This window comes from Pseudoalteromonas sp. NZS11_1, from assembly GCF_015864275.1.
Taxonomy (GTDB): domain Bacteria; phylum Pseudomonadota; class Gammaproteobacteria; order Enterobacterales; family Alteromonadaceae; genus Pseudoalteromonas; species Pseudoalteromonas arctica.
Genome location: NZ_JADYXK010000012.1, coordinates 20,633 through 36,961, shown reverse-complemented (window position 1 = coordinate 36,961; position 16,329 = coordinate 20,633). Strand labels below are relative to the sequence as shown.

Annotated in this window: 15 protein-coding genes; 7 read left to right on the top strand and 8 right to left on the bottom strand. The window is 41.0% G+C overall.

What is annotated here, in order from left to right:
* The first annotated feature begins 11 nt into the window (after positions 1-11).
* The 4 genes from astD (at position 12) to speD (ending at position 3,362) form a co-directional block, all read left to right on the top strand.
* Positions 12-1,481, top strand: coding sequence for a succinylglutamate-semialdehyde dehydrogenase (gene astD, locus I6F44_RS10370; protein ID WP_007580085.1), 1,470 nt, complete (start codon positions 12-14; stop codon positions 1,479-1,481).
* Between the two features lie 132 nt (positions 1,482-1,613).
* Positions 1,614-1,961 carry a DUF3802 family protein gene (locus I6F44_RS10365; protein ID WP_007580087.1) on the top strand — a complete coding sequence of 116 codons (348 nt, stop codon included), beginning with the start codon at positions 1,614-1,616 and terminating at the stop codon, positions 1,959-1,961.
* 86 nt (positions 1,962-2,047) lie between these two features.
* Positions 2,048-2,461: an OsmC family protein gene (locus I6F44_RS10360; RefSeq protein WP_197173734.1), complete on the top strand. Its 414-nt coding sequence runs from the start codon at positions 2,048-2,050 to the stop codon at positions 2,459-2,461.
* An 88-nt stretch (positions 2,462-2,549) separates the two neighbouring features.
* Positions 2,550-3,362 carry an adenosylmethionine decarboxylase gene (gene speD / locus I6F44_RS10355; RefSeq protein ID WP_007376266.1) on the top strand — a complete coding sequence of 271 codons (813 nt, stop codon included), beginning with the start codon at positions 2,550-2,552 and terminating at the stop codon, positions 3,360-3,362.
* Positions 3,363-3,414: 52 nt separating this feature from the next.
* On the opposite strand, the gene I6F44_RS10350 is transcribed toward speD, so the two are convergent.
* Complete coding sequence (locus tag I6F44_RS10350; RefSeq protein WP_197173733.1) at positions 3,415-4,758, bottom strand: M24 family metallopeptidase; 1,344 nt, start codon at positions 4,756-4,758, stop codon at positions 3,415-3,417.
* 130 nt (positions 4,759-4,888) lie between these two features.
* Positions 4,889-6,178, bottom strand: a complete 1,290-nt coding sequence (locus tag I6F44_RS10345) for an aromatic amino acid transport family protein (RefSeq protein ID WP_197173732.1) — start codon at positions 6,176-6,178, stop codon at positions 4,889-4,891.
* Positions 6,179-6,628: 450 nt separating this feature from the next.
* Between I6F44_RS10345 and I6F44_RS10340 the strand changes: the two genes are divergently transcribed.
* Both I6F44_RS10340 and I6F44_RS10335 read left to right on the top strand, forming a co-directional pair.
* On the top strand, positions 6,629-7,426 hold the full coding sequence (locus I6F44_RS10340; protein WP_007580097.1) for an alpha/beta fold hydrolase: 798 nt from the start codon (positions 6,629-6,631) through the stop codon (positions 7,424-7,426).
* Between the two features lie 90 nt (positions 7,427-7,516).
* A complete protein-coding gene (locus I6F44_RS10335; RefSeq protein ID WP_169061127.1) occupies positions 7,517-8,002 on the top strand; it encodes a hypothetical protein in 486 nt (161 codons plus the stop codon).
* A gap of 113 nt (positions 8,003-8,115) precedes the next feature.
* Here I6F44_RS10335 and cysQ read toward each other — a convergent pair whose 3' ends face one another.
* Genes cysQ through cysG form a run of 6 tightly spaced genes read right to left on the bottom strand, consistent with a single transcriptional unit; the run spans position 8,116 to position 15,078 of the window.
* Entirely contained in the window at positions 8,116-8,886 is a 771-nt protein-coding gene (gene cysQ, locus I6F44_RS10330) for a 3'(2'),5'-bisphosphate nucleotidase CysQ (RefSeq protein ID WP_197173731.1), read from the bottom strand.
* Between the two features lie 9 nt (positions 8,887-8,895).
* Positions 8,896-9,489, bottom strand: a complete 594-nt coding sequence (cysC, locus tag I6F44_RS10325; RefSeq protein WP_010555008.1) for an adenylyl-sulfate kinase — start codon at positions 9,487-9,489, stop codon at positions 8,896-8,898.
* 32 nt (positions 9,490-9,521) lie between these two features.
* Positions 9,522-11,246 carry an SLC13 family permease gene (locus tag I6F44_RS10320; protein ID WP_165740257.1) on the bottom strand — a complete coding sequence of 575 codons (1,725 nt, stop codon included), beginning with the start codon at positions 11,244-11,246 and terminating at the stop codon, positions 9,522-9,524.
* A gap of 31 nt (positions 11,247-11,277) precedes the next feature.
* The gene (gene cysN, locus I6F44_RS10315; protein WP_007580108.1) at positions 11,278-12,702 is read right to left on the bottom strand and encodes a sulfate adenylyltransferase subunit CysN; all 1,425 of its coding nucleotides are present in this window, start codon (positions 12,700-12,702) and stop codon (positions 11,278-11,280) included.
* Complete coding sequence (gene cysD, locus I6F44_RS10310) at positions 12,702-13,601, bottom strand: sulfate adenylyltransferase subunit CysD (protein ID WP_138586364.1); 900 nt, start codon at positions 13,599-13,601, stop codon at positions 12,702-12,704. Before cysD ends, cysN begins: the two co-directional genes overlap by 1 nt.
* 49 nt (positions 13,602-13,650) lie before the next feature.
* A complete protein-coding gene (gene cysG / locus I6F44_RS10305) occupies positions 13,651-15,078 on the bottom strand; it encodes a siroheme synthase CysG (protein ID WP_024589588.1) in 1,428 nt (475 codons plus the stop codon).
* 450 nt (positions 15,079-15,528) lie between these two features.
* Between cysG and deoC the strand changes: the two genes are divergently transcribed.
* Positions 15,529-16,272 (top strand): deoxyribose-phosphate aldolase, encoded by a 744-nt coding sequence (gene deoC, locus I6F44_RS10300; protein ID WP_197173730.1) that lies wholly within the window; start codon positions 15,529-15,531, stop codon positions 16,270-16,272.
* The last annotated feature ends 57 nt before the right edge of the window (positions 16,273-16,329 follow it).

Genomic DNA, 16,329 nt, shown 5'->3' with positions numbered 1-16,329 from the left:
GGAGAAAGTATATGACTCATCCTGCACAATTTATAAATGGTCAATGGTCACAAGGCCAAGGCACAGAATTTAACTCAGTAAACCCTGCAAATAACGACGTTATTTGGCAGGCTTCATCGGCAACTGCGGCGCAAGTAGACACCGCCGTAAATGCAGCGCGCGAAGCGTTTTATGCATGGGCTGATAAAAGCTTTACTGAGCGTTTAGAAATAATTAAAGCATTCGCAGCGCAATTAAAAGAAAACAGCGAAGAGCTAGCTATTACTATCGCACAAGAAACAGGTAAGCCACTGTGGGAAACTCGCACAGAAGCGGGTGCTATGGTTGGTAAAATTGCCATTTCTGAAAAAGCATTTTTAGAGCGCACTGGCGACGTAGAAAACGCAATGCCACTTGGGCGCGCGATGATTCGTCATAAGCCACATGGTGTTGTAGCCGTATTTGGTCCGTATAACTTTCCGGGTCACTTACCTAATGGGCATATTGTTCCAGCGCTTTTAGCGGGTAACACAGTTGTGTTTAAACCGTCTGAACTGACTCCTAAAGTGGCTGAGCTTACGCTTAAACTGTGGGAAAAAGCAGGTTTACCAGCAGGTGTAATTAACCTTGTACAAGGTGAAGTAGAAACGGGTAAAGCCCTTGCTGCTCACAAAGGTATTGATGGCTTGTTCTTTACGGGTTCTTCTCGTACTGGTCATATTTTACATGAACAGTTTGCGGGTCAGCCTGGTAAAATTTTAGCGTTAGAAATGGGTGGTAATAACCCACTTATTATTACTGACGTTGAAGATACTAAAGCCGTTGTACACGATATTATTCAATCTGCATTTATCTCAAGTGGTCAACGTTGTACGTGTGCACGTAAATTATTTTTACCAACAGGTAGCAAAGGTGATGTGATACTTGAGCGTTTAATCACAGCAACTAAAGCGATTAAAGTAGGTAACTATGACGATGCAGACCAGCCGTTTATGGGTTCTATGATCTCATCAGCTGCAGCTGCAGGCATGGTTAAAGCGCAAAACGAGCTTGTTGAGCTTGGTGGTGAAGTATTAGTAGAACTTGAGCACACAGCTAATACTGGCTTTGTAACACCAGGTATTATTGAGTGTACAAATATTAGTGACTTCCCAGATGAAGAGCATTTTGGACCACTTTTAAAAGTATTCCGCTTTGACGACTTTGACCAAGCCATTGACAAAGCAAACGATACAACCTTTGGTTTATCGGCTGGTTTATTAAGTGATAGTGCAGCAGATTACGACCATTTCTTACGTCGTATTCGTGCAGGTATTGTTAACTGGAATCGCCCAATTACTGGCGCATCAAGCGCAGCACCGTTTGGTGGTATTGGCGCATCGGGCAACCACAGAGCAAGTGCGTATTACGCAGCCGATTACTGTGCATACCCAGTTGCTTCGGTAGAGCTTGAAAAAGTAGCTATGCCAGCAACACTAAGCCCAGGCTTAAAAATAGATTAAGTAGTAATACTACTTAATTATTATAAAAGCAGCTTCGGCTGCTTTTTTTGTATTGCTAACGCGCAAAGCTAGCAATCAACAGCGCTTTCTGCTTAAATCAAAAATAATTAATTATACAAAGGTGGTACAAAAATGGTTTTAGATAGGCAAGGGTACGATGATTTGATCATGTATCTAACTCAAAATTTAGCATTGTTTGAGAAGCCAGGCGAAATAAAACCAGGTGCCCCAACAGTAATGGAATTAATCGAAGACGTTATTGCACAAAATGTGATGCTTATTTGCGAGCAGCACACAAACCTCAACACAGAGCAGCGTAGTCAAATTGTACGTGAAGTTGATGGCATAGTTTACGATTTAGAAGAAGTCCTCAGCAGCATCACCTCACAGCCTGTCACGGTTGAACAGCATGCCTTTATAGATGAATTTGCAGGTTTAGTAAAAAACCTCTTTGATAGCGCTTTAACACAACAATCTTAGCCATTTTATAGCCCTGCGTTGCATTTTCATTTGCAACTACGGCTAACTTGCTTACAATCAAGAAAATATTTTTTTGAGATATAACAATGCAAGCAAATGTAAAATGGGTTGAAGGCGATACGTTTATTGGTCGTTCTAATTCTAACCACAATGTTGTGTTTGATGGCGGCAGCGATAGTGCAGCACCAAGCCCAATAGAAATGGTTTTAATGTCAGTTGGCTGTTGTTCATCAGTTGATGTGGTTAGTATTTTAAAAAAAGCCAAACAAGATTTTTCAGACGTACAAGTGCAACTAAGTGCAGAGCGCGCCGAAACAGCCCCACGTGTGTTTACCAAAATCAACTTACACTTTGTTGTTAAAGGCAATAATGTGTCTGAAAAGCACCTTGCACGCGCGGTTTCACTCTCTGCTGAAAAGTATTGCTCAGTTGCATTAATGCTTGATAAAACAGTAGAAATTACGCATAGCCACGAAGTTGTGCAAGATCAAGCAAAATAACGCTTTTTCCACGAGGGAAATTCGTATAAAATCCGCGAACTTTTCATTCTGCAGGTGCAGAACCCACTAATTTATAGGTTGGTTTATTATGAACAAACCCTTCGATAAACTTAAACTTCATGGCTTTAACAATTTAACCAAAAGTTTAAGCTTTAGTATTTATGATATTTGTTACGCAAAGACCGAGCAACAACGTAAAGAATATATTGAATATATCGATGAGCAGTACAGTGCAGATAGACTAACCGACATTTTAGGTGAAGTTGTTGATATTATTGGTGCTAACATTTTAAATGTAGCGCGCCAAGATTATGAACCGCAAGGCGCAAGTGTAACTATTTTGGTTTCAGAAGAACCAGTAGAAGAGCAGCAAAATTACGATGCTGACGAAGCACCAGGCCCATTACCTGATTCAGTTGTTGCGCACCTAGATAAAAGCCACATTTGTGTACACACATACCCAGAAGCTCACCCTGATGATGGTATTTGTACATTCCGTGCTGATATTGAAGTGTCTACTTGTGGCATTATTTCGCCACTTAAAGCGTTAAACTTCTTAATTCATAGCCTTGAGTCAGACGTAGTAACAATTGACTACCGCGTTCGTGGTTTTACCCGCGACATAAACGGTGTTAAGCACTACATTGATCATGCTATTAGCTCGATTCAAAACTTCATGACAGAAGATACAAAAGAAGCGTACCAAATGATGGACGTGAACGTGTACCAAGAAAACCTGTTCCATACCAAAATGATGTTAAAAGAAACCGATCTAAACACGTATTTATTCGGCCTTTCTACGGCAGATTTATCAGAGGGCGAAGAAGACGAAATTCGCTCAAAGCTGACCCGTGAAATGCAAGAAATATTCTATGGCCGTAACCTGCCAGATACAGAATAATAGCAACGAATTAAATTAAAAATGGCGCTCAGTGAGCGCCATTTTTTTTGCTTTATTTTACAAGCAATAGCTGTGTTTGTCGGCCATTTAAATACCAGACACCGCTTTTATCAAAAATAGCATCTTCCTCTAGCATTATTCTTATTTCTTTATTCCACTGTTTTATAAACACAGCATTGTTAAGCTCAATTGAGTAAGCCGTATTTAAATGCAGCGGATAGTCACCATCTCCCGGTACACCTTGCTGAGAATCCCACATACCTAATGTAGTGCCAGCTGCGTGGCCATGATAGCCAAGAGGATGGGTATAAATAGTGGGCTTTAATCCCTGCTCAATGGCGGCTTTTCGTGCTGCAGCTAAAACCTCATTACCGGTTTTACCTACCGCAAATTGACTGGTAAATATGTCTTGTAGTTTATTACCGCTTTTTAGTGCTTCAACTAAGTAACTAGGCGCACTCGTTTCGTTTTCTTTGAGCACATACGCATGCTGCTGCGTGTCGGTATTTAAGCGTAAATAAGTAATCCCAAAATCTACATGAAGTAAGTCACCGGCTTGTATAACGTTATCATCGTAGCCATTGGTAAAGCTTTCTTCATGATTAAACGACTTCGCATCGGCGCGCTGAATAGCAATACTTGGGTGAAACCATGTTTGTAGTTTTAGCTCTTTTACGCGCTCTCTAAACCACCATACCAAGTCATCGCTAGTTGTTTCACCAACCGTAATTGTTTTACCCGAAAACCCCTCTGCAATAATATGATGGGCAATAGCGACAATATGTTTATACATTTTAACTTCTTCAGGAATGCGTTGCTCTAACCACGCAACAGCAAGCGGCTCTGCAGAAATTATTTTATTGTGATAAGCGGCGGGCAAGTTAGCCATTAAGGTTTTGTAATCGCCTAGCACAAGGCCATCGGCATGTGCCCAGTCGGTAGAAGTATTAAGCGCAATGTTGCGAGGTTTGTATTGCTCAATAAGTGTATTGAGTGCTTCCCACTGGCTTGGTTGTGTTTGTTTATCCCACCCTTTTTTAAATACGTTACCTATTTTATAAGGCGCAATAGCGTAAGCATCAACACCACCTTGTTTATTAAGTGCAAATAGCAAAATAGTGGTGCGTCTGGCTGAAAGCCATGTTGCTGGCAGCATTGTTTTTAATATTGGATCTTCGTTATATTCTCGACTTATAAGTAGCCACATATCAGTGTTGTGCTGCTTCATTAACAAGGGCATTAAGGTATTAACTCTAAGCTCAGTTATTTTATCTATAAACGTAGCGCGCTCTTTCATCGATAAAATAGCGGGAGCGTCATCAGCTTTAACAAAGAGGCTTAAAACAAGCGTAGTTAGCAAGCTTACGTAAAGTAGGAGTTGTTTAGTAAAGTGCATAATTGTTTTATTTTTAGGCTAGTTAATTTATAACATGCCTGAAGAGCGACTATAAAAAAACAATTTGAGATAAACAGCACACAAAAAAGCCCAGCTAAAAAGTAGCCGGGCTTTTGTATAAACAGCTTTATTACTTAAGCATGCTGTATAAAAGTGCAAATACAGCAAGTGAGCCAACCGCTAATATAAATAGCGTGCTAAAGCGATTTCGGTATTTATTAAGTGCAGGTACTTTATAAACTGCAATCATTGGCATAATGAATAAAATCATCGCAATGATAGGGCCCGATAACTGATCCATCATGTCTAAAATACTTGGGTTTTTAACAGCACAAAACCAAATAGCTAAAAACATGATTAACACACCAATTTTATCGGTAACGCCAGCGCTTAAGCCTGTTTGTTTAGTTACTAATCCTGTAAAGCTTTCGCGTGCACCTAAAAAATGACCCAAAAACGACGATGTAATAGCAATAAAGGCAACAAGTGGCCCAAGTGTGGCAATAAACGAGTTATCAGTAATATTAGCAAGGTAGGATAAAACCGATACATTAGCCGCTTTAGCTGCTGCCATTTGCTCGCCTGTAAGCGACAGCACGCAAGAGAACACAAACAACAGTACAAAGGTAATAAGTAGCAAGCTAGTGCGCTTTAAAATCGCCTCAGACTTATGTGTAGCTTGTTCGCCGTAATGACCGCGTTGCACATTCACAAAGCTTGAGATAGCCGCTGCGTGGCTAAACGAAAACACAATTATAGGAATCGATAACCACAACGTTTTACCAAAGCTGCCTATTTCAGGCACAGTCATATCTGGCATCTGCCAGCTAGGGATTAAATAAAGTGATAAAAAGAACAATATGCCCACAAGCGGATACACTAAAATAGCAAAGGCACGTAGCATTAAGCGCTCGCCGCCCATCATTAAGCTAATCATACCTGCAACTAATACGCCCGAAAGTAGCACGCGAGAAGGTGATTCCATCTCCATTTGATTAACCATAAAACTATCAACGGTATTGGTTAAACCCACACCGTAAATAAGCAAAATTGGGAATATAGATAAAAAGTACAACAAGGAAATTAACCGCCCCGCAGTCACACCAAAGTGCTCTTCAACTACGTCGGTAAAATCGGCATCTTTATTTTTTGATGAAAGTACAAAGCGCGCTAATCCACGGTGCGCAAAAAAGGTCATTGGGAACGCTAAACACGCCATAATAATTAACGGCCAAAAACCGCCAATACCAATGTTAATAGGTAAAAATAAAATACCCGCACCAACGGCGGTACCAAATAAACTTAATGTCCACTGCGTATCGTGCAGGTTCCATTTAGTTTTTGTATTTGAATTTTTGCTTGAATTTGTGTGTGTGTTTGGTGATGCATTTGAAAGCGTTGCATCTTGAGATGTTGTCATGTGTGTGTGCTCATCCATTATTTAAATAATAATCGCGCGCAAGAATATAGTTTTTAGCTAAAAATTTCATGTTTTGAGAGGATTTGTAGACTAATTAATTAGACTCAATTGGAGGGTAAGTGTCATGAATACGAAACAGCGGTGTAAAAGTGAGCAAAAGCCTTAAATGGCGAGCCATATTATAGAGTTACTGTACGGGTAGGTTGGTTAGTTGGAGCGAAACCTAACACGCTATAGTGTCACGCGAGCAGCAAAGCCGAGATAGGCGGTTTTCATAACGTAAAATAGGGGAAGGTCATTTTATTGGTTTTCATTTAAAAATCAAAGTCTGCTCTCAAAAGCTGTTAAGTAGAAGCCATTGATCTCAACTTCATAAGAGATTTTTATTAAACTCCGTTATACTTCCTGCAATTGAATATGCCAAACGAAGTAAATAGGCCACTAACTGCAATGAGCAAAGAAATTCTTTTCCATACTACTTTTGCGCACGAAACCAGTAAAACATGGGTTGTATTTGTCCATGGAGCAGGTGGTAGTTCGGCAATTTGGTTTCGTCAGCTTAAAGCCTATAAAAAAGAATATAATGTGTTGTTGCTAGATCTTCGTGGTCACGGTAAATCGAATAACTTAGTACAAAATTTTGTTGATAATAATTATTCATTTAATAATGTCTCTAAAGACATTATCGATGTGTTAGATCATAACAATATCACCAGCGCACACTTTGTTGGTATTTCATTAGGCACAATTATTATTCGAAATATTGCTGAAATTGCGCCGCAATATGTTTCTAGCATGGTGCTAGGTGGAGCGGTTACTCGTTTTAATACTCGCAGTAATACATTGGTTTATTTAGGTAATACTTTTAAACACTTCCTGCCTTATATGTGGCTGTATCGCTTATTTGCTTTTATTATGATGCCGAAAAAGCGTCATAAAGAATCTCGACTTTTGTTTGTTCGTGAAGCAAAACGCTTGTGCCAAAAAGAGTTTATAAAGTGGTTTAAATTAGCCATGGACGTAAACCCTTTAATGCAATACTTCAAAGAAAAAGACATTGATATTCCCATTCTGTATATTATGGGTAAGGAAGATCATATGTTCCTTGGCCCTGTTAAAGAAATGGTTAAGCGTCATAAAAACAGCGTACTGCAAACTATTCACCATTGCGGCCATGTCTGTAATGTGGAGCGCCCAGACTTATTCAATCAGCACTCGCTTGCTTTTATCGCCCAGCAAAATCGTTAAGGGTTGTAGATAAAATAGGGATAGGACTTTCTTTTTTGACTTACAAAACTTAAAAAAGATCTAAATGGGTTAACTTAAAAGGAATTTAAATTGGAAGCGTTAAGTACAGCTAAGCAAGTTATTGATATCTTTTCGGCTTTATTAAGCCCTGTAATTGCCATCTCAGTAGGCTTTATTGCATACCAGCAGTGGAAGCTTAATGTTGATAAAGAGAAGCGTGAAAGTAACTCAAATAAACTGCATATTTATATAGTTGTAAAAAGGTTTTTGCGTAGTGTTGATATAAATCGTGTGGTCGATGATAAGTTATACGAAGAGCTTCAAGAGGCACTTGCCCTAGCTGATTTCTATTTTGACGGTATTGTTACCGATTGGTTATTTCAAGTAGACTCTGATGCATCAGCTTGGCTAAACTTAATGCGAATTAATTCATTACCTGATACGCAAGAATCAAACCCCGAGTTTACTCGTAATCTAAGGGAAATTGAGGAGCTAATTGATAATCTTCAAAAGTTTCATTGTGAGTTATTTGATGTATTTAAAGGTAGTATGATGTACTTAAAAACTAGTAAGTAGTTAATAAGGCTTGTTTCTTTTTCACCGTTTGCTAAACACAGCTTGATGACTCAAGGAGTAAAAGCTATCACTTGTCTTTTTAACAACCGATAGCTAACCACTCAAAACTACCCTTACTCTTCTATCGCACTCACAATAAAATACGGATTCAAGTACTCGTCTTTGGTGTTATAAATAAGCGGGCTGCCATCAAGTTGGGTCACTTTAGCACCGGCTATTTCGGCGATTGCATGGCCTGCGCCTGTATCCCATTCGCAGGTTGGGCCCAAGCGCGGGTAAATATCGGCGCTGCCCTCAGCCACTAAACACAGTTTTAGTGAGCTGCCTTTAGACACCATTTCAACCTCGTCAAAGCGTTTTACAAACTCGGCTAAATCGGGAGATGGGTGCGAGCGGCTGCCTACAACACGAATTAACCCTTTGTTAGGTTTGGTAGTTACCTTAAGCTCAATTCGCTCATCGCCTTTATCTTTAAATGCGCCAATGGCTTCGGCGGCTAAGTACGATACGCCAAGGGCAGGTGCATCTACTACGGCTAAAATAGGAGTGCCGTTTTTAATTAGGGCGATGTTTACGGTAAATTCACCGTTCTTTTTAATAAATTCTTTAGTGCCGTCGATTGGGTCAACTAACCAGTAGCTTTTCCACGTTTGGCGTACATCCCAGCTTATGTCGGCGTTTTCTTCACTGAGTATTGGAATGTCGGGTGTGAGCTGTTGAAGCCCTGCCACAATCAGTTTATGAGCTGCTAAATCGGCGTCGGTTACGGGGCTTTCATCGGCTTTGTACTCAACGTTAAAATCCTTTTCGTAAATTCCCATTATCGCTTGGCCTGCTTTGCGGGCAAGGATGAGGGTTTCTTCTAGCAGTTCGGTTTGATTCATGGGGTTAACCTATATTATGTGCTTTTGTTTTAGATACGTTATCAGTTGTGTAACCGATTGGTCTAGGGTGTTTTTACTTGTATCTAAAATTATTTCTGGATTGTTTGGCACTTCGTAGCTTGAATCGATACCAGTGAAGTGTTTTATCTCCCCTGCGCGGGCTTTTTTGTATAAGCCTTTTGGATCGCGGCTTTCGCATACATCCAGTGGGGTATCGATAAATACTTCAATAAATTCGCCGTCATCTACTAGGCTGCGCACCATATCGCGCTCTGCTCTAAAGGGCGATATAAACGCAGTAAGTACTAACAAGCCAGCGTCGGTCATTAATTTAGCGGTTTCGCCTACGCGGCGTATGTTTTCAATGCGGTCTTCGTCGCTAAAGCCTAGGTCTTTGCATAAACCGTGGCGTACGTTGTCGCCATCGAGCAGGTAAGTGTGCGTACCTTGTTGATTAAGCGCCGCTTCTAGTGCGTTTGCTACGGTGCTTTTACCAGAGCCTGAAAAGCCGGTAAACCATAAAATAGCGGGCTTATGTTTTTTTTGCTCACTACGCTGTGCTTTTGTAGTTGCGTAGTTATGCCAAACTATATTTTCATCCATAGTGAGAGTCTCTTATGCTGTGAGCGCAGGTATTAAAACGGAAATACCAGCGGGATCAAGGTTAATACCGTGATTGAATAAATAATTGAAAGGGGTAAGCCCATCACTATGTAATCTTTTAAGCGATAGTTACCCGCGCTATAAACCATTAGATTAGTTTGATACCCAAATGGCGATATAAAGCTGGCTGATGCGCCAAAGGCAACCGCCATAATAAATGGTAACGGGTCTACATTAAAACCAACCGCGAGCGAGTAAGCAACAGGGAACGACAAGGCAGCTGCTGCGTTATTAGTAATAAGCTCGGTAAATAATACGGTCATTAAAAATATGGCAATAAATGCGCCGTAAGGACCAAAGTCGCCAAGTACCATAAACATGGCGTCGGATATTTGCCCGGCAAGTCCGGTGCCTATCATTAACTTAGCAAGGCCAATGGCACTGCCTACTACCACTAATAACTCGATAGGAAAACGGCGTTTTACTTCGTTAAGTTTTATGGTGCCGCTGAGCATTAAGCCAATCAGTAATACTAATAAGCCTTTAACCAGCGGCACTATGCCAATAATGCTTAAACCCAGTACTGCGGCAAAGCACAGTAGCACAATATTTGATTGCTTAGGTGCAAGGTGGGCTTGTAAGTCAAATCCTGAAATATACACAAATTCGCGCTTTAAATTAGGCAAAGTGTAAAAGTTTTTGCCTGGGGCAAGTATTAGCGAGTCGCCAGCTTGTAATTGCACTTGCCCAAGGCCGCCTTGTAAGCGGTCGTGCCCACGGCGAATAGCAATAACGGCTGCATGAAACTGTTCTCTAAAGCGGGCTTCTTTTACGGTCTTGCCAATAAATTTTGAAGACTGACTTACGACTACTTCTACTAAGTGTTCTATGTCTTTTTGATGATTCTCGTGCACTACTTTTAGGCCGTCGAAACGGGTAAGTAATGGCACCGATTTTATGTCACCTACAAAAAGCAGCACGTCATCTTTTTGAATAATTTGCTGCGGGGTGACTGCGCAAATGCGGCTGCCATCGCGAATAATTTCAGCGAGGAATAAGTCTTTTAAATCACGCAGGCCATTTTCTTCAACGGTTTGGCCTATTAACTTTGAGTTTGCTTGTACTTTGCCTTCGAGGTAAAAAGGCACGACTTCTTGGTCGCTTTTACCGTTGTCGGGTAAGTATTTAAGCATTACTAAAATGGTAATTAGGCCTACGCTTAGCGCGCCTAAACCCACTAAGGTAAAGTCAAAAAAGCCCAGCGGTTCCATGCCCGCATCAACTGCAAAGCCATTAACGATTAAGTTGGTTGATGTACCAATAAGCGTAATGGTGCCGCCCAAAATAGCAGTGTACGACAGCGGTAATAATAGCTTTGAAGGGGAGTGATTAGGGTTGTCTTTTATCGCGGTAATAAGCGATGCAACAACGGCGGTATTGTTAGTAAACGACGATAAAAAGGCGGTTGATAAGCCCAATTTTGTTACCGATTTTACTAAACTACCTTTAGATAGCGATTGCGCTAACTTTTGAATTAGGGTGGTTTTTTCTATTGCGGTCGACACTAACACCAATAGCACTAAGGTGATAAGCGACGGGTTAGCATAATTAATTAACATGCTTTCAAGATCGATTAGCCCTGCTAAGTAGCTGGTGCCAATGGCGCTTACAAATAACCATGCTGGATTAATACGGGTGCCAAAAAGGCACCCGACTAAGGTAAGCATAATGCCTGTTAAAACGAGCTGTTCTACCATGCTTTTAAATTCCTAACAGGCTAAAGTTAACTTATAACTTAGAAATATCAAGCGCTTGCCAATGCGGAAAGTGCTTGCGTACTAAGCTGTTAAATTCAACTTCAAATTCGCTAAAGTTACTTTGCTGTGCTTGGCTTTGCAGTACTTGTTCAATCATGCCCGCAGCAACCGTTAGGTTTGATAAGCGATCGATTAGTATAAACGAGCCTGTTTCGTGATTGCTGTGGTACTCGTCTGCCAAAATAGTTTCGGTTAGTTCAAGTGTTACAATCGCAATTTCGTTTAACTGCAGTGAGTCGCTAGTGCCATGTTCAAGCGTGTTCACATCAATTGTGTAATCAATTTTTGTAACAATAGCTGAAGTGTTTTTGCTGCCTAGCTTTAGGTTATAGCTTTTACCTAATACTAATGGCGACTCATGCATCCACACAATTTTAGCTTGCAGCTGGTTAGTAACAACGGCCGTTGAATTTGCAGGTACTATTACGTCGCCTCGGCTAATATCAATTTCGTTATTTAGGGTAACGGTAATTGCTTGGCCTGCTTCAGCACTATCTAAATTGCCATCAAAAGTAACAATTTCTTTAATGCTTGATGTTTTACCCGACGGTAATACTTTTATTGCATCGCCTACGTGTATCTTGCCCGACGTAAGTGTGCCCTGAAAACCACGGAAGTTTAAGTTAGGACGCACTACATATTGCACCGGTAGGCGCGCTTCAAAGCCTGTATCTGTTTCGGCTGCTGGCGAATCTTCTAGTAATTCAAGTAGCGGCTTGTCGGTGTAATACGGTGTATGAGCAGATCGCGTTACTACGTTGTCGCCTTTAAGCGCCGACATAGGCACAAACTTAATGTTTGATACGTTAAGTTGCTCAGCAAATTTAAGGTAATCGGCCTTAATTTTTTCATACACGGTTTCGTCAAAATCAACGATATCCATTTTATTAACGGCAACAACAAACTGCTTAATGCCAAGCGAGTCACAAATAAAGCTATGGCGCTTGGTTTGTACTTGCACGCCGTAACGCGCATCAACCAAAATAATGGCGACATCGCTTGTTGATGCACCTGTTACCATGTTACGCGTGTATTGCTCGTGCCCAGGTGTGTCGGCAATAATAAATTTACGCTTAGCCGTTGAAAAGTAACGGTACGCTACGTCAATGGTAATACCTTGCTCACGCTCAGCTTGTAGGCCATCGACCAATAATGCAAGGTCAAGATCTTCACCTGCATTACCTACTTTTTCGTTATCTTTATGAAGGGCAGCTAGCTGATCTTCATAAATTTGGTGGCTGTCGTGCAGTAGGCGGCCAATCAATGTTGATTTACCGTCATCTACGCTGCCACACGTAAGCATACGCAATAAGCTTTTGTCTTGTTGGCGTGCTAGGTAGGCGTCTATGCCTATTTCTTTTACTTCGTTAAATGTATCGTTATTTTGGCTAGACATTAAAAATACCCCTCACGTTTTTTCTTCTCCATTGAGCCTGCTGAATCATGGTCAATAACACGACCTTCACGTTCAGATGACGTAGATAGCAGCATTTCTTCAATAATTTCGGTTAGGTTACTTGCTGTTGACTCAACTGCACCGGTAAGTGGGTAGCAGCCTAACGTACGAAAACGTACAGATTTCATTTGCGGTACTTCACCCTCGTTAAGTGGCATACGCTCATCGTCAACCATAATTAGGGTGCCATCGCGGTCAACAACAGGGCGCTCTTTTGCTAGGTAAAGCGGCACCATGTCGATGTTTTCTTGGTAAATGTATTGCCAAATATCAAGCTCAGTCCAGTTAGATAACGGGAAAACACGAATGCTTTCGCCCGGATTAACTTGGCTGTTATAAGTGTTCCAAAGCTCAGGACGTTGGTTTTTAGGATCCCAGCGATGGTGTTTGTCGCGGAACGAGTAAACACGCTCTTTTGCGCGTGACTTTTCTTCGTCGCGGCGTGCGCCACCAAATGCAGCATCAAAACCATATTTGTTAAGTGCTTGCTTTAAGCCTTGGGTTTTCATTATGTCTGTATGTTTACCCGAGCCATGCGTAAACGGGCCTACACCCATTTCAATGCCTTCTGGATTTTTATGTACCAGTAGGTCAAAACCGTATTCTTTAGCTATACGGTCGCGAAACTCAATCATTTCACGAAACTTCCAATTGGTGTCTACGTGCAATAACGGAAACGGAATTTTTGCAGGGTAAAATGCTTTACGCGCTAAGTGCAAAAGTACCGACGAATCTTTACCAATAGAGTAAAGCATTACTGGGTTCTCAAACTCAGCGGCGACTTCGCGCATGATTTTGATACTTTCAGCTTCAAGTTGCTGAAGGTGAGTTAAAGCCATTGTTAGTCGTCCTACTAAAATGATTAAAAGTTACAAATTTAAAATTCGGTTATGTATTTGATACATCTGTTAGCGGCTGTGCAAAACTGCTTGTTTGCTCGTTTTTCCCAAACCACGCTAGTTGCGAGTGCAGGGCGGCTACTTCACCAATAATGAGTAGCGCAGGCGATATAATGCTGTTGCGCTGGATTAAGTCGGCAAGTTCGCCTAATTGACCTGTTACTACACGCTGATTTTTGCGTGTACCGTTTTCGATAATGGCAACAGGTGTGTCGGCTTTGCGGCCATGTTTTAAAAGCTCGCTTTGTATGTGCGGCGATTTAATTACGCCCATGTAAATAGCAAGCGTTTGATTAGCTTTTGCCAGCGATTGCCAATCAAGTTCTTGGCCGTCTTTTTTACAATGGCCAGTTACAAATTGAATGGCTTGTGCATGGTCACGATGCGTAAGCGGAATACCCGCATAAGCACTACAGCCTGCAGCGGCTGTAATACCCGGTACAATTTGATAATTTACGTTGTTAGCAGCCAGTACTTGTACTTCTTCGCCACCACGACCATAAATAAACGGATCGCCACCTTTAATGCGGCACACTTTTTTGCCTTGTTTAGCAAGGTCGACCAGCATTTGGTTGGTGTCGTCTTGAACAACACTATGATCGCCTAAACGTTTGCCTACACAAATAAGGTCAGCATCGCGGCGCACTAATTCCATAATTTCGTCAGACACTAAAAAGTCGTAAACGACGACGTCGGCTTGTTGCATAAGTTGTAGTGCTTTAAGTGTTAAAAGCTCTGGATCGCCAGGGCCTGCACCTACTATATATACTTCGCCTTCAGGTTCTGCTTTAGCATCTAGCATTTGCTCTAGTTGTTGCTGTGCGGCTTGAGTATCACCGGTTTGCACTTTACTCACGACAGATGAGTCGAATACGCCTTCCCAAAATTGGCGGCGGTCTGAAAAATGTTTAAAGCGTTTTTTTACTTTGTCTCTAAAGCCACCGACAAGTGTTGCAAGTGGGCCAATATGATGCGGAATAAGGGTTTCGAGCTTTTCGCGTAAGCGACGCGCAAGTACGGGCGCTGTGCCTGCACTTGATATAGCAATCGTAATTGGGTCGCGGTCAACAATGGATGGGAATATAAACGTACATTTAGGTTGGTCATCAACCACGTTTACAAATACATTGCGGGCATTGGCAAGTTCAAATACGTTGTTGTTTACTTCATCGCGGTCGGTTGCTGCAATAACAAGCATTTTTCCATCGAGATGCGACTCATCAAAATAAGCATCAATAAGCGTTACTTCATTATTATGTGCATGCTCTTTTAGTTCGTCGCAAAACCAAGGCGCTACTAAAGTAACGCTCGCTCTCGCTTTTAAAAACGCGCGACATTTGCGTAATGCGACCTCTCCACCGCCAACAACCAATACTGGTTTGTTGTCGAGTTTGGTAAAGATAGGTAAATACTGCACGTTAATAAGACCCCTAAACAAATTCAAATATAAGAAAACGCTTTATTCTGATAAGGAGAATATAGCGGCTATCAATAAGTAAAAAATAATTAAAACCAAGTTGATATAACCAAAAGTTATAATAGGTGGGCTTTTTAGGCCTAAGAGTTAGTTAACAAGGGATTGCGCCGAGTTACAAGTAAAATAAACAGCTTATAGTGTTTGGTTATGAGCTATAGCGAGTTTGGTTTAATTTGTTAATATGGAAGCATATTCTATTTTGTACTTATACCAATTGCATTAAATTAGTGATCTATTATAGCGACGAGAAAATAGCTCAATAACAAGGCTAAAATTATGATACATAGTTGTTCTATATAAATAATTTTTAACGTAGTTAGTGAGTTATTTAATACGCTAAAATGATTATGTTTTTAATAAAATTGGTATTACATAAGCAACGGAGCTCTAATGACACAACACCAAAAAGATGCCGCATTAGCAGTCGCACTGATGGATTTAACAAGCTTAAACACCAGCGATACCACCAAAAACATTCAAGCGCTTGTTGATAGTATAAACCCGACGCTGGGCACACCTGCTGCAGTATGTGTTTATAGCGACTTTGTTGATGATGCAAAAATAGCACTCGCAGCACGTGAGCTTAACTACGTAAAAGTAGCAACGGTCACTAACTTTCCAACGGGTGATGCGCCACTGAGTGATGTAATTAACGAAACACTTATTGCGATAGAGCGCGGCGCTGACGAAATTGATTTGGTTATTCCTTACAAAAAACTCATAGCGGGCGATGTTCAAACAGTACTTAGCTATATAAGCGAAAGTAAAAAAGCATGTGGGTCGCGCGCCCAACTAAAAGTAATAATAGAAAGCGGTGAGCTAAAAACCGAAGCGCTAATAACGCAGGCTACTCAATTGGCAATTGAAGGTGGTGCCGATTTTGTAAAAACCAGTACGGGTAAAGTGGCCATTAATGCAACCCTTGAATCAACAAAAATTATGCTAACAGCCATTAAAAATTCGGATAAACGTGTGGGCTTTAAAGCTGCCGGCGGTGTTAAAACTGTTGCCGATGCCAGTGATTATTTAGCGCTAGCACGCGCAATAATGGGTGATGATTATTTGCAAGCAAATACATTTAGATTTGGTGCTTCAAGCTTACTGAGTGATGTTTATAAAACCTTAGAAAAATAACCAATATTTTAGGATTGTACATTTATATAACCGATTAAATTATTAGCAGTTTAAGCA

Excerpts from the sequence above, each read along its gene's own strand:
- astD (WP_007580085.1), top strand. The coding sequence starts at position 12 with ATGACTCATCCTGCACAATTTATAAATGGTCAATGGTCACAAGGCCAA.
- I6F44_RS10365 (WP_007580087.1), top strand. The coding sequence starts at position 1,614 with ATGGTTTTAGATAGGCAAGGGTACGATGATTTGATCATGTATCTAACT.
- I6F44_RS10360 (WP_197173734.1), top strand. The coding sequence starts at position 2,048 with ATGCAAGCAAATGTAAAATGGGTTGAAGGCGATACGTTTATTGGTCGT.
- speD (WP_007376266.1), top strand. The coding sequence starts at position 2,550 with ATGAACAAACCCTTCGATAAACTTAAACTTCATGGCTTTAACAATTTA.
- I6F44_RS10350 (WP_197173733.1), bottom strand. The coding sequence starts at position 4,758 with ATGCACTTTACTAAACAACTCCTACTTTACGTAAGCTTGCTAACTACG.
- I6F44_RS10345 (WP_197173732.1), bottom strand. The coding sequence starts at position 6,178 with ATGACAACATCTCAAGATGCAACGCTTTCAAATGCATCACCAAACACA.
- I6F44_RS10340 (WP_007580097.1), top strand. The coding sequence starts at position 6,629 with ATGAGCAAAGAAATTCTTTTCCATACTACTTTTGCGCACGAAACCAGT.
- cysQ (WP_197173731.1), bottom strand. The coding sequence starts at position 8,886 with ATGAATCAAACCGAACTGCTAGAAGAAACCCTCATCCTTGCCCGCAAA.
- cysC (WP_010555008.1), bottom strand. The coding sequence starts at position 9,489 with ATGGATGAAAATATAGTTTGGCATAACTACGCAACTACAAAAGCACAG.
- I6F44_RS10320 (WP_165740257.1), bottom strand. The coding sequence starts at position 11,246 with ATGGTAGAACAGCTCGTTTTAACAGGCATTATGCTTACCTTAGTCGGG.
- cysN (WP_007580108.1), bottom strand. The coding sequence starts at position 12,702 with ATGTCTAGCCAAAATAACGATACATTTAACGAAGTAAAAGAAATAGGC.
- cysD (WP_138586364.1), bottom strand. The coding sequence starts at position 13,601 with ATGGCTTTAACTCACCTTCAGCAACTTGAAGCTGAAAGTATCAAAATC.
- deoC (WP_197173730.1), top strand. The coding sequence starts at position 15,529 with ATGACACAACACCAAAAAGATGCCGCATTAGCAGTCGCACTGATGGAT.